8 protein-coding genes, 1 tRNA gene and 1 CRISPR repeat array (1 of these 10 only partly in view) are annotated in these 13,734 nt (G+C 54.6%); of the genes, 3 read left to right on the forward strand and 6 right to left on the reverse strand.

From position 1 onward, the window contains the following. Window positions 1–105: 105 nt before the first annotated feature. On the reverse strand, window positions 106–2,640 hold the full coding sequence (locus ABHF33_RS03450) for a family 20 glycosylhydrolase (RefSeq protein ID WP_348945660.1): 2,535 nt from the start codon (window positions 2,638–2,640) through the stop codon (window positions 106–108). A 221-nt stretch (window positions 2,641–2,861) separates the two neighbouring features. On the opposite strand from ABHF33_RS03450, the gene ABHF33_RS03455 reads away from it, so the two are divergent. Both ABHF33_RS03455 and purL read left to right on the forward strand, forming a co-directional pair. Further along, the gene (locus ABHF33_RS03455) at window positions 2,862–3,731 is read left to right on the forward strand and encodes an AraC family transcriptional regulator (protein WP_348945661.1); all 870 of its coding nucleotides are present in this window, start codon (window positions 2,862–2,864) and stop codon (window positions 3,729–3,731) included. Between the two features lie 235 nt (window positions 3,732–3,966). Continuing rightward, window positions 3,967–7,920: a phosphoribosylformylglycinamidine synthase gene (purL, locus tag ABHF33_RS03460; protein ID WP_348945662.1), complete on the forward strand. Its 3,954-nt coding sequence runs from the start codon at window positions 3,967–3,969 to the stop codon at window positions 7,918–7,920. Between the two features lie 131 nt (window positions 7,921–8,051). Here the strand turns inward: purL and ABHF33_RS03465 are convergent, their stop codons facing one another. Continuing rightward, complete coding sequence (locus tag ABHF33_RS03465; protein WP_157314025.1) at window positions 8,052–8,558, reverse strand: hypothetical protein; 507 nt, start codon at window positions 8,556–8,558, stop codon at window positions 8,052–8,054. A gap of 181 nt (window positions 8,559–8,739) precedes the next feature. Between ABHF33_RS03465 and ABHF33_RS03470 the strand changes: the two genes are divergently transcribed. Continuing rightward, window positions 8,740–8,824, forward strand: a tRNA-Leu gene (locus ABHF33_RS03470). A 121-nt stretch (window positions 8,825–8,945) separates the two neighbouring features. Here the strand turns inward: ABHF33_RS03470 and ABHF33_RS03475 are convergent. The 4 genes from ABHF33_RS03475 to ABHF33_RS03490 are packed head-to-tail and all read right to left on the reverse strand — an operon-like array spanning window position 8,946 to window position 12,955. After that, window positions 8,946–10,241 carry a DASH family cryptochrome gene (locus ABHF33_RS03475; RefSeq protein WP_348945663.1) on the reverse strand — a complete coding sequence of 432 codons (1,296 nt, stop codon included), beginning with the start codon at window positions 10,239–10,241 and terminating at the stop codon, window positions 8,946–8,948. 23 nt (window positions 10,242–10,264) lie between these two features. Continuing rightward, window positions 10,265–11,254 (reverse strand): NAD(P)/FAD-dependent oxidoreductase, encoded by a 990-nt coding sequence (locus ABHF33_RS03480; RefSeq protein ID WP_348945664.1) that lies wholly within the window; start codon window positions 11,252–11,254, stop codon window positions 10,265–10,267. A 25-nt stretch (window positions 11,255–11,279) separates the two neighbouring features. Next, the gene (locus tag ABHF33_RS03485; protein ID WP_348945665.1) at window positions 11,280–12,815 is read right to left on the reverse strand and encodes a cryptochrome/photolyase family protein; all 1,536 of its coding nucleotides are present in this window, start codon (window positions 12,813–12,815) and stop codon (window positions 11,280–11,282) included. After that, a complete protein-coding gene (locus ABHF33_RS03490; RefSeq protein ID WP_348945666.1) occupies window positions 12,812–12,955 on the reverse strand; it encodes a DUF2256 domain-containing protein in 144 nt (47 codons plus the stop codon). Before ABHF33_RS03490 ends, ABHF33_RS03485 begins: the two co-directional genes overlap by 4 nt. Before the next feature lie 326 nt (window positions 12,956–13,281). After that, window positions 13,282–13,734: direct repeats of the CRISPR family, unit length 28 nt; unit sequence TTTCTGAGCTGCCTGTACGGCAGTGAAC; it runs 4,382 nt beyond the window's last position.

Raw genomic sequence — 13,734 nt, forward strand, 5'->3', positions numbered from 1 at the left:
TAATGGTATACCTCTGTAGCAATTGCTGCATTTGAGCTATAGAGCAATACCCGATAAAAAAAGCCTCGCAGATGCGAGGCTTTTTTGATTTCAACACGGATCTGATTACACCGTAACCACCCGGCTACGGCGATTATTGGTGCTAAAGGCTGCCACTTTCATCGTTGCCGTTGCCGCCACTGGGCCGGTATACAGCGCCGAAGCTGGCGTTGGATCAGAGCCATCGGTGGTGTAGCGAATCGCCAAGCCTGGTGCCGATGTATTGGCGTAGAGCTTGCCTGCTTCGACTTTCACGCCTGGCAACGGGATACGGTAGCCATAGCCGCCGAAGTCTTCACTGCGCGGGAAGCCATCCAGACGTGGCAATTCGCGTTGGCCAAGGCGGTTGGCAAACTCGTTCCAGTCCGCATCGATTTTGCTCTGACGAGCGGCAGCATCGGCAATCGACGTCCAAGCTGGATCTTTCGCCCAGGCGCGTTCGGCCAATGCAATCGTGCGTGGCATCGCCAGATATTCAAGACGGCCGCGGTTACGGATGTTTTCCGCCCACAATTGGCCTTGGATACCGATGATGTTTTTGGTCCCTTCTGGCGTCAGACGCACTTTGCTGGCGATATTGTCTTTATCCAGCGCATGGCCAAACAGATTGACCGTCGCAGTGGTAAAGATATCCAGCGGTACAAACTCAAACGCACCGCGCGTTTCGATAAAACCGCCCCAGTAGTAACCCGGCTCCAGTGGGTCTTTCGCGTAGGCCAAGTCGAAATACAGATTGGTCACATTCGACAAAACCGTTTTGTAGCCCGCGTTGGCCAACTGATAAGCAAAGTCTTCCTGACCCCAGCCCCACACGTTATTCCACACATAGGGGCGGAAGTTGGCGTTGACGAACTCTGGATTTGGTCCATGCGTATGCACGCCGTTGACTTCTTTTTTCACCAGCGCAATTTCTTCCCAGCCGCCAAACACCAGACCGTATTTTTTCAGCAGGTCGCGGTAGCGGGCGAGGAAATAGTTTTGCAGCTCGACGATTTGCGTCATGCCCTGCTCTTTCATAAAGGCCTGACAAACTGGCGATTGCTCCCACGCGCCGTGCGGTACTTCATCACCGCCGGTGTGCATCGTCGTGAACGGCGCGCCCGCTTCTTCGAACATTGCTTTTACGTCGTGCAAAACGGTTTCGATGAAGTTGTAGCAGGACTCCTGACCGATACAGATCACATTGTCGTGCCACAGCTGCACTGACTCATACACCGATGCGTCGTTAAAGTCACACAACAGGTATTGTTTGGCCTCGGCTTCACGCCCTTCGGCCATCAGGCGGGTATAACGCACGTTCATGGCCTTGATCGCAGCACGGGCGTGACCTGGTACGTCGATCTCTGGCACGACTTCGATGTGGCGTGCGGTGGCATATTTCAGGATTTCGATAAAGTCTGCTTTGCTGTAATAGCCGCTACCCGCTTTACCCGCCACGTCGCCGCCCGAGCCAAAGCAAGGCACCAGATTGTCAGTTTCGTCGGCCGTGTAGCCACGCAAGCTACCGATTTCGGTCAGCTCAGGCAGGCTAGGGATTTCCAAACGCCAGCCTTCGTCGTCGGTCACGTGGAAGTGGAATTGATTGAGCTTGTAGAGCGACATGCATTCAAGCAGGCGCAAGATGGTTTCTTTGCTGGTGAAGTTACGGCCCACGTCCAGATGCATACCACGGTAGGCAAAGCGTGGCGCGTCGACCACTTTGCACGCGCCAACGGCGAGCTCGGCTTGTGGGTTCAGGAAGGCCGCCACTGGCAATAATTGACGCAAACTTTGAATACCGTTGCACACGCCTGCAGCGCTCGCGCCAGTAATCACGATGCCTTGTGGCGTCACGTCGAGCTGGTAAGCCTCATTCGGTGCCAGCGTATCGCTAACATTCACCGCGCCGATTTGCAGCTTGATCGTGGCCGCGCCTGCTGGCGTAATTGCTGCGCGTTGCAGTGTTTTGCCGCTCACATCGTGCAGGCTGGCTTGCAGCAAAGCGGCTTCATTGGCCAGATCAGCCGAATGCACGATATAGGTATTTTTATTGATCACAAACTCGCCCGCTGCGGCGGTATAGCTCAGCGGCGTTGGCGTGATTTTGCTCAGGCTGTCGGCAGGCAACAGACTCAGGGCAGCATTATCGGCATAAGTTTGTGCGGCGTTGCTCAGAGCAACCTGATCGGCAGCATTGCGATTGCGCTGTGCTGGCGTGGCAAACTCGGCAATTTCCGGGTCGCCAATCACTTCCATCTGCGCATTCGGCATGCCAACGTCATAAACAATGTAAAAACCCAATGGCGCGTCGGTTTCGCTAATCACCCAGAATAGGCCTTCGTAATCAAAGGTACGGGTTTCGCCCGGCTGCAATGCGCCAAATTCGGCTTTGGGTTCCAGACTCCAGAAATCACCATTGACGTGAGTGACCAGCACATTGCCCGATACAGTTTCAGGCTTGATTTTGCGACAGGTATTGAAATAGATGGCCCAGCCTGATGCTGGCAGGGGCTGATCGGATAGATTGGTCAGCGTTAATGCGGCGAGAAAGTTATCGCCGTTATGAGCGTTGGTTTTATTGGCCCATGTTAATTTTAAATGCGCACCTGCTGGCTTGTTCATTCTTGCTTTCTCCCTTCGGTTAATCAATCGGGGCCGTCTTCCCCATCCAGCACAGTGTAGAAGTGCCAAAGCCGTAATGCCAAGCACTGCTTACGGGCTGTCGCCAGGATGGTCGCCACTCGCCGCTGATTGCCATTTATACCGCCAAGCCACCACAAAACATCCATCATTAGCCCAAAAAAGAATAGAATCAGCCCAAATCATTAAGCGAGGCACCATAGATGCTGATACGGGAATGGATAGGCAACTCGCAAGGCCATGCCTGGCGGCTTAATCATCATCTGGCCGAATCGCTGCCGTTCAATTTTCATTTCCATCCCGAATACGAGCTGACGCTCACGCTGGGCGGCACAGGCCAGCGGCATATTGGCAGCGATCTGGAAGGCTTTGATCAATGCGATCTGGCGCTGGTGGCACCCAATCAGCCGCACAGCTGGCAAGCACCTGCGCGCGTCGATGGCGGACAGATCGAGCTGCAGGTCGTACTGTTCCGGCTCGATTGGCTGGTGTCGCTGGCGGAAAATGGCATGCCCGAACTACGGCATTTATGCCAGTGGCTGGCGCAAATCCGGCAGGGCGTGGTGTTTAGCCCCGACTGCACGCGCATTATTGCGCCCCGATTAGCGCAGCTGCATGAATTGTCCGGGCTGAAACGGCTAACGGCCTTGCTCGATATTCTGGCCGAGCTAGAAAACGATCAGGCGGCGCGTTTTATCAATGGCGAGCTAACGCAGCTAGACCCGGATCGCCGCTTGATCAGAGCCATGACGCATCTGCAAAACCATTATTTGCAGGCCGTCACGCTGGACGAGCTGGCCCAGGTTGCCGCCTGCAGCGTGACCACGCTGAAAAGACTGTTTGCCCAGCAAATGAAATCAAGCTTTAGCCAGGAGCTTTCGCGCTTGCGTATCGCCCATGCCAGCAATCTGCTCCTGACCACGGATCGCGGCATAGACTGGATCGCCAGCCAAAGCGGCTATCCCTGTTTAAGTCATTTTTATCAGCAGTTTAGCGAGCGGCTGGGCCAAACGCCCAGCGCCTTTCGGCGGCAAGCCAAAGCGCACTCGACGCAAGGGCGACACAGGGTATAGCCCGCAACAGCATATGCAAAAATCGCTACAACGATATACCCCAAGAAAGTTAATCCAACATCATGGAATCAGCCATTCTGGCTGTTTTCAGGGCAAGGAAGAAGCAGCAGCGCAGCAGATGACAGGCACTGCAAGAGAGTGATTTTGCAGTGGAATTCACGCTTTCTTTCTCCTAGAAGTAGCCATTTTTCGGTATGATTACGTACTTTTTGCCAAATTTCTGGGTTCTATAGACATGGCCAACGTGCTCCAACTACGCGGCGGTACCGCGCTTTCACCGTTCCGGATTGAAAAATTAGCAACTGCGCTCGCCGCGCAAGGTCTGACTGTCAACCTTTATGCCGAATACTGGCATTTCATCGAATTGAACGCCGATTTGTCCGCTGACGATCAGGCTGTCCTTGAGCGCATTTTGAGCTATGGCGAGCCCGCCAATCCGGCGCAAGCCGCTGGCACGCCGATTCTGGTCTTGCCGCGTCTGGGCACCATTTCTCCGTGGTCGTCCAAAGCGAGCGATATCGCCCTGCACTGTGGTCTGGACGGCAAAGTTGCGCGCATCGAGCGCGGTATGGCCATTTACGCCAGCAAGGCTGATGGCTCAGCGCTGTCTATGGCAGAAAAAAATACACTATTGCCGCTGATTCACGATCGCATGACCGAGCAAGTATTCGAAGGCTTGGCGGCAGGCAATGAGCTATTCCGCCATTTTGAGCCAAGCGAACTGAAAACCGTTGATATCCTTGGTGGCGGCAAAGCGGCACTGGAACAAGCCAATATCGAAAACGGCCTGGCCTTGTCGGAAGACGAAATCGAATACCTGGTAGAAAACTTCAACAAACTCGGCCGCAACCCGACCGACGTTGAATTGACGATGTTCGCTCAGGCCAACTCCGAGCATTGCCGTCACAAAATTTTCAATGCCAACTTCATCATCGACGGCCAAGCACAGGATTACAGCCTGTTTGGCATGATTCGCGAAACGCACAAAGCATCACCTGAAGGCACGGTCGTTGCGTATTCCGACAACTCATCGGTGATCGAAGGTGCAGAAATCGAGCGCTTCTTCCCTGCGAGCAACGGCGCTGAATACGGCTTTGAAACGCAAAAAACCCACATTCTGATGAAAGTGGAAACGCACAATCACCCAACGGCAATTTCACCATTCCCCGGCGCAGCAACGGGCTCGGGCGGTGAGATTCGTGATGAAGGCGCAACGGGTCGCGGCTCGAAACCGAAAGCCGGTTTGTGTGGTTTCACCGTATCAAACTTGAATCTCCCCGGCTACGTACAAGATTGGGAAAGCCCAGAATACGGCAAGCCCGATCGCATCGCTTCGGCGCTCGATATTATGATCGAAGGCCCGATTGGCGCTGCGGCATTTAATAATGAATTTGGCCGCCCGAACTTGGCCGGTTATTTCCGTACGTTCGAGTTGGATGTCAACGGCGAGCGCCGTGGCTACCACAAGCCGATCATGATCGCTGGCGGTCTGGGCAATATTAGCGCGGACCACGTAACCAAAAACGGCCTGCCTGATGGCTCATTGCTGATCCAACTCGGCGGCCCGGGCATGTTGATCGGTATGGGTGGCGGCGCAGCGTCATCAATGGATACCGGTGCAAACGCGGCGGATTTGGATTTTGACTCGGTACAGCGCGGTAACCCGGAAATGGAACGTCGTTGCCAGGAAGTGATCGACCGCTGCTGGCAACTGGGCGACAAAAACCCGATCCAGTCGATTCACGACGTCGGCGCAGGTGGTATTTCGAATGCTTTCCCAGAGTTGGTGAACGACGCCGGCATGGGTGCGGTGTTTAACTTGCGTAAAGTGAATATCGAAGAACGCGGCATGGCGCCGAAAGAAATTTGGTCGAATGAATCGCAAGAGCGCTATGTGCTCGGCATTCACCCGAACGATTTGCTGACTTTCGAAGCGATTTGCGAGCGCGAGCGTTGCCCATTTGCCGTCATCGGCCACACCACTGACGAGCGCCACTTGACGGTGGAAGATCCGCACTTCGGTAACAAGCCTGTCGATATGCCAATGGACGTCTTGCTCGGCAAACCACCAAAAATGACCCGCGATGTAACGCGCATCAAACCCGAACTCAAAGTATTCGATTCATCAGCGCTCGATTTGAAAGAGTCGCTGTATAAAGTATTGCAATTGCCATCGGTAGCGGACAAGTCGTTCCTGATTAATATCGGCGATCGTACCGTCGGCGGCTATACCGCGCGCGACCAGATGGTTGGCCCTTGGCAAATCCCAGTAGCCGACGTTGCAGTTACTACCATGGGGTATAACACCGTATGCGGCGAAGCAATGGCGATGGGCGAACGTACCCCCCTCGCCTTGATCAATGCCGCCGCATCGGGCCGCATGGCCGTTGGTGAAGCGCTGACCAACTTGGCAGCCGCACCGATTGCTAAATTGGGCGACGTGAAATTGTCGGCCAACTGGATGGCCCCAGCCGGTCACCCGGGCGAAGACGCGAATCTGTACGACACCGTGCAAGCCGTTGGCTTGGAATTGTGCCGTGAATTGGGCGTATCAATTCCAGTCGGCAAAGACTCGCTGTCGATGAAAACCGTGTGGGATGACGCTGGCGAGAAAAAAGCCGTGGTGGCACCACTGTCGCTGATTATTTCCGGCTTCGCGCCAGTCAGCGACGTACGCAAAACGCTGACGCCGCAACTGGTTACCGGCGTTGACACCGACTTGCTATTGATCGACTTGGGCACCGGCAAATGCCGTCTCGGTGGCTCGGCGCTAGCGCAAGTGAACGCCGAAATCGGCAACTGGGCGCCTGATGTGGTGAGCGTAGATCACCTTAAAGCCTTCTTTGCCACAGTGCAAAAGCTGAATCTTGAAGGCAAATTGCTGGCTTATCACGACCGTTCGGACGGCGGCCTGATCGCCACCGTGACCGAGATGATGTTTGCTAGCCATTGCGGCGTAACACTGGAAATTGACGAATTGTGTATTGATCGTCGCGTTCGTCAACGTCAACAGCACGAAATCACGCCAGAAGATGTGGCGCGTGCTGAAAACGGCCGTGTCATGGGCGTGTTGTTTAACGAAGAGTTGGGCGCAGTATTGCAAGTACGCCGGAGCGACACCGCTGCCGTGATCGCTGCATTTATGCACGCGCAATTGGCCGGTGAATTGCATGTGATCGGTACAACCAATCACGACGACAAGCTGAAAATCAAAAAACGCAATCGCATGCTACTCGAAGAGTCACGCGTGAGCCTGCAACAGGCTTGGAGCAAAACCAGCTGGCAAATTCAGCGTTTGCGCGACAATCCTGCTTGCGCCGATGCCGAATACGCGCGTATCGCCGACAAGAATGACAAAGGCTTGTTTGCCAAGCTGACATTCAATCCCTCTGAAGACATCGCCGCACCATACATTGCAAAAGGCGTGAAACCGCGCGTTGCGGTATTACGCGAGCAAGGCGTGAACGGCCATATCGAGATGGGCGCTGCGTTCAACCGTGCTGGCTTTACTGCGGTTGACGTGCATATGAGCGACGTGATCGCTGGCCGCGTGCAGCTGGCTGACTTTATGGGCTTAGCGGCTTGCGGTGGTTTCTCGTACGGTGACGTATTGGGCGCTGGTGAAGGTTGGGCGAAATCAATTCTGTTTAACGCCGCCGCGCGTGCGCAGTTTGAAGCGTTCTTCAACCGCGCCGACACCTTCGGCTTGGGCGTGTGTAATGGTTGCCAGATGATGGCTAATTTGTCCGGCATTATTCCGGGCGCTGAACACTGGCCAAAATTCACCCGCAATCAGAGCGAGCAATTTGAAGCGCGCTTTGTAACGGTGGAAGTACCACAATCACCATCGCTGTTCTTCAACGGCATGGCGGGCAGCCAAATGCCAGTCGTGGTGAGCCACGGTGAAGGTTTTGCCAATTTCAGCCAGCAAGGCGATATTAGTAAGGCGCTAGTCGCAATGCGCTATGTTGATAGCCACGGCAAACCAACGCAGCAATATCCTCTCAACCCGAACGGCAGCCCACAAGCCATTGCCGGTGTAACCACACCAGACGGTCGCTTTAGCATCATGATGCCGCACCCAGAGCGCGTATTCCGCACGGTACAAAACAGCTGGCACCCAAGCGAGTGGGAAGAAGACGGCGCATGGATGCGTATGTTCCGCAACGCCAGAGCTTTCCTGGGCTAGGGAGCAATACCCCTTAGCAAATCAAAAAGCCCCATCAGATGATGGGGCTTTTTATCGCCGCTGGAAAATGTGTTTGCGACGCCATTTGCCAGCGACGGTGCAACGTTACCTGCTGCGAGCAGCAGGTAAATTTATACCTGCTCCTCAGCGATATGCAGCTCGATTTCGACGTTTTCAGCCGAATACTGAATCTGTGCCAGCAATACCGCGTCAACGCGATTCGCAAAACGGCGTAGCGGGATAGAGCGCTCTAGTGCAGGGCCCATTTCCGAGCGGAATTCTTTCACGTATTGCAGCGCGCCAACGTGATCGCTTTCGAGCTCATCTTCGTGATCGCTCACGATGCTTTTCACCTTTTTGCGGATTTCTTTCAGCTCTTTAAACAGCTCGCTCGATACTTCGCACAAATCGGCAAACTGTAAAGACACATCCACTACGCTACCAGGCACCAGAAAACTCGCCAGCGTTTTTGAGCTATTTTTCAGCAATTCAAGCTGCTGATCATCAAAAACCAGCTGTAATGGGAAATACTCTTCCGACGCTTTTAAAGCCTGACGAATACCATCATTGCTGCGCAAAGCTTCCGGCAATTTACTGCTTGCACGGGCGTTCACCACATAACGGGTTTTGGTGCTCATTACATTCTCCAAAGAAAGTTAGGATAAAGTTTATAGCGAGAGTGTGACGCCGCTTTTAATATGCATCAAGTCCGATCAGATGATTCCGATTATTTTCAAACAGGGCTAGACAAGGTGGGACGGATTCGTTAATATTCGCCTCCTCTGAATTGCATACCTCATTAGCAATTCATCGTGATGTGCGCGATTGGTGGAATTGGTAGACACGCAGCGTTGAGGTCGCTGTGCCGCAAGGCGTGCGAGTTCGAGTCTCGTGTTGCGCACCACAAAAACATTAACCCCGAAAGTTGAAAAGCTTTGCGGGGTTTTTTGTTTGCCAGCTTTTTTCGGCTTGGATGCTATCGAGAAATTCTGTTTGGCCGCCTGAGCAAAACTAGCAAAACTAAATCAACGATGTGACAAATCGAGCCACCGCTTAATATAGGCTTGATCCGGGTCATACATAGTCGCTTGTTTTTCGATATTGAAGCGACGATTTGGCCTAGGGTCGGTGCCTAATCCGGCCAGATACAGCCAATTGCCTTGATTGCTATACACATCGTAATCAAGCAGCTGCGCTTCGAACCAGGCCGCGCCTGCACGCCAATCGCATTGCAAATCATGAATTAGATAGCTGGCGACATTCTGCCGCATGCGGTTGGATAAATAGCCCGTGGCAGACAGCTCACGCATGGCGGCGTCGATGAATGGCTGGCCGGTTTCTGCCTGACACCAGCGCGTAAATCGCTCAGGATGATGCGACTGCAGCAAGCGCCCTTTCAAGCCACCAGCGCGATAAAGCTGAGCACCAAAACGCCAATGCAGCAGACGGAAATAATCGCGCCACAGCAATTCAAACCAGATCCAATAAGTACTGTCATTCGCGCCGACTTGAGCTTCATGCTCGCGCAAGGCCTGTAGAATCTGCCGGGCCGAGATCGCCCCCGTAGCCAGCCACGGCGAGAACTTGCACGAATAATCAGTGCCGATCAGGCCATTGCGCGTTTGTTTATACCGATCAGCCAAACCGCTGGCAAAGTAGCGCTGCAGATGCGCTAGCCCACTGCTTGCCCCGCCTCGCCAGGCTGCGCTGACATAGGGAAAAGCGCTGCGTGAATCCACAATGGGCTCGCCACGCAGCGCGGGCCAATCGGTTGCCGGATAATCGTGAATTTGCGCTGGTGCAGCTGGCAATGCGCTAGGCGCGGCCAAGGGTGCGGGTGGCATAATCCCGGCCGCCTCGACTTGCTGGCGAAAAGTGGTAAAAACCAGCGGCAACTGTTCGGGCGCAAACGGCAAGCTGGCGGGCTCGAGCATGCTCGATTGCCACACGGTATGCAGCGGGCAATTTTGCGCGCGCAATGCCTGACATTGTGCGATTTCTTCAGGTGCCAAAATTGCTTCGCTATAAATCGCTTCTGCGGCCAAAAACTGCATCAGCGCGGGCAACACCTGCTCGGGCTTGCCGTGGATAATCAGCAGCTGTTGCCCCAGCTGCTGGCACTGCGCGGCCAGATCTTGCAGGGTATCGACCAGAAAAGCTTTTCTGTGCTGGCCTATACGCGTAAACCCCCAGGCTGTATTTTCATCGGGTGGCCAGCAATACACCAAAGCCAGTTGCTCGGCCTGCGCGCAGGCTTGCTGCAGCGCTGGATTATCAGCCAGCCGCAGATCATTCCGAAACCAGTAAATTGCAGTCCGCATCTTCGTCACCCTGTTTGAACGGCTCACTGCGCGGCGCTGGCCAGCAATGCTTCGGCGGCAGCCAGCCCAGATAAATATGCGCCTTCAACACGCCCACCTTCCAGCCAGTCGCCCGCCAGCATCAAGCCGGATGTCGCCTGCTGGGGCGCAGGCTGCTCGCAGCTTCCGCGTGCATAGCGCCAACGGTGCGCTGCCAGGTGTGTAAACTCTGCGGCGGGGCACCCCCAGCCGTGCAGCAAACGGCTGAACTCTGCACTGAGCAATTGGCTGACTACTTCAGCTGATTGCTCTAGCTGCGCCTGCGACCATTCGGGGGTAGCATGGAGTACCCAGTACTCCCCAGCGCGACCGGCTTTGCTGCTATCGTGCGCAATCCAGCCCAGCGGCCCGCTATTGATAAACGCCCCAGCAAAAGGCAGTTGAAGCGCTTGCGCGCAACTCACCATCACCGCCCAGCAAGGCTGCATCTGTGCCTGCGCAGCCAGCGGGCGGGCAGGATGAGCCGTTGGAATCAACTTGGCAGCTTGCGGTGCGGGAATCGCCAGCACCACTTGTGTAGTCAGCCAACATTGATCAGCCGCCCTCACCTGCCAGCCCTGCACGTGTGCCAGCAGCGCATCGACTTCAATATTGGGCAACACCTGCAGCTGGGCGGCCATCTGCCGCAAAGGCGAGTTCATCGCAGGCGTACCGACAAAACGCTGCTGCGGCGAACTTTCATGTAGCGCTTGCCCATCCCAAGCGTATACCGGAGCAGTCCAGGCACTGACCACCCTGGCTCGTAGCCAATGCGCCACTTGGCGACGAAAAGCAGCTGAACGCGCGGTGAAGTATTGCGCGCCATGATCCCATTGCGCCACATCACTGCGCCGGGTGGCCATCCGCCCGCCAATCCCGCGTGACTTTTCCAGCACCAGCACTCGCCTGCCCGCGGCCTGTAGCCGCTGCGCCGCGCTCAGGCCCGCCATCCCCGCGCCGATCACAATCACATCCCATTTTGCATCTGCCTGCACGCTGTAAACCCTTTTTTACTAATGCTCACAATTGATCAATCTGCTGCAAATACTGCTCGGCCTGCAGCAAAGTGGCTTGTTGCTCCTCAGGTGCCATCTTGCGCCAGGTTTGGTAAGTCATTCCCAAGCGAGGATTATTTTGCAAGCGCGGCGCATGGCGCTGATGAAAATGCCAGTACAGGCTATTGAACGGGCAAGCGCCCTCGCCATGGCGTAGCTTGGGCTGATAGTGGCAGCCCTTGCAGTAATCACTCATTTTGCTGATATAGCTGGCCGATCCGGCATACGGTTTACTGCCGAGCAAGCCGCCATCGGCATACTGGCTCATCCCGCGGGTATTGGGCATTTCAACCCATTCAAAAGCATCCACATAAATCCCCAGATACCAGGCATCGACCTGATCAGGATCTATCCCGGCCAGCAGCGCAAAATTGCCCGTGACCATCAGCCGCTGAATATGGTGGGCATAGCCCAAAGCCAAAGACTGATCAATCGCGTGTTTAAGGCAGTTCATCCGCGTCTGACCATCCCAATACCAGCGCGGCAAGTCGCGCTGATGTTGCAGTTCATTCAGTTGCGCATAGCCGGGCATGCGCGCCCAATACACCCCGCGAACAAATTCGCGCCAGCCCAAGATCTGCCGCACAAAACCTTCCACCGTCGAGAGCGAAACGCGCCCGGCGACAAATTCATCCAGCGCAGCATGGATCACCTCTAAGGGGTGCAGCAATTTCAGGTTGAGCGCAAACGAAATACCGGCATGAAACAGCGTGGGCGAGGCGGTGCTCATCGCATCCTGATACGCGCCAAAATGCGGCAAAGCCTGCGCCACAAACGCCGCCAGCGTTGCTTTAGCTTCACTGCGACTGATTGGCCAGCCAAAGTTCGCCGCCTGCGGCTCGCCAATGGTTTTAACCCCAGCTGCCTCAATCTCTTGCCACAGCGCACTTAAATCTTTGGGATGCGCCAGCCAAGCCGGTGCAGGCGGCTGACCAGACCAGCGTTTGCGGTTGTCCTGATCAAAATTCCACTGCCCACCCAGCGGTTGGCCGTGTTCATCGAGCAAAATTTGATATTGCTTGCGCAGCGCACGGTAAAAAAACTCCATGCGTGGGATTTTGGTCGCAAATTGCTGGCTGATAGCTGCTCGATCCACCAAAAAATGCTCGCTATCGACAACTTTGACCGCAACCCCTAGCTCATTCTGCGCAGTTTGGAGCATCGCCTCCACGCGAAACTCATCGGCCTGCTGCCGCTCCAGCTGCGTAATCTGCTCGCAGGCGAGCAGCTGGCGCAAGTTCTGGATGAAATCTTGCTGATTATCCGCATCGCCAATTTTGAAATAGCGCACCCGGCAGCCCGCTTGCTGCAAGGCCTGCGCAAAGCCGCGCATCGCCGCAAAAATGCCCAGCACTTTTTGCGCATGGTGCCAGGCGTAATCTGTTTCGCTACGCAGCTCCATCAGCACATACAGCACATCGCTACGGCCGCGCTCGGCCGCCGAAAACCAGCTATGCCGGATGTTGAGCTGATCACCCAATATCAGCCTGAGCGTACTCATCCCACACTCCTGCGCTTGGCACACCGAACGCTGCAGTACTTCACCGCCTCCCAGTTCTTTTCCCACTTCTTGCGCCAGACAAAAGCGCGCAAACACACCGGGCAGATTTTTTGCGGCAAATTGAGTTTATGATGCGCCATAGTGTGTCTTATCCATGGGGTATATGACTGCAGGCATTTATAAAAATAGCCTTTGCATGAATACAAACCAGGGTATATATCAAGCTCAGACGTATATCTGGTTAGTAAAAAAACAATCCTTGCCAAACCTAGAAATTGGAACCTAAGAAAATTCCAAACTAAAAGACCAAAGATACCACTTGGTACATAAAAATACCATGCGGTAATTTTTTTAATCGGGCTCAGTAGATAAGCATACGGTACGCTAAGGATTTGAGCTTTGTCGGAAGATTGACTGCAGCTCGGGGGAATGAACGCGACATGATTGACGATTCTGAGCGCCGTCTTATCTGAGCTGCCTGTACGGCAGTGAACGGGATTGTCTGGCGTGGCGCGGGATTATTTGTTTTCTGAACTGCCTGTACGGCAGTGAACCAGGGCGCGGCGGCTGATGATGTCGAATGGCTTTTCTGAGCTGCCTGTACGGCAGTGAACCTTGCAGAAGACCAAAAACAACCCCCGCCGAATTTCTGAGCTGCCTGTACGGCAGTGAACATGTGGAATCAGGCCAAGGCCAATCGTGTGCATTTCTGAGCTGCCTGTACGGCAATGAACGTGATGGATGCAGAATAGATCGACAAAAGCCATTTCTGAGCTGCCTGTTCGGCAGTGAACGAAGTGGTGGCATCTATGCAAAAAATGCTGCATTTCTGAGCTGCCTGTACGGCAGTGAACGGCCACTCACGATCAGTCTGGATTTCCTGCCATTTCTGAGCTGCCTGTACGGCAGTGAACAATCA

Origin of the sequence: Chitinibacter sp. FCG-7 (genome assembly GCF_040047665.1) — a bacterium.
GTDB lineage: Bacteria > Pseudomonadota > Gammaproteobacteria > Burkholderiales > Chitinibacteraceae > Chitinibacter > Chitinibacter mangrovi.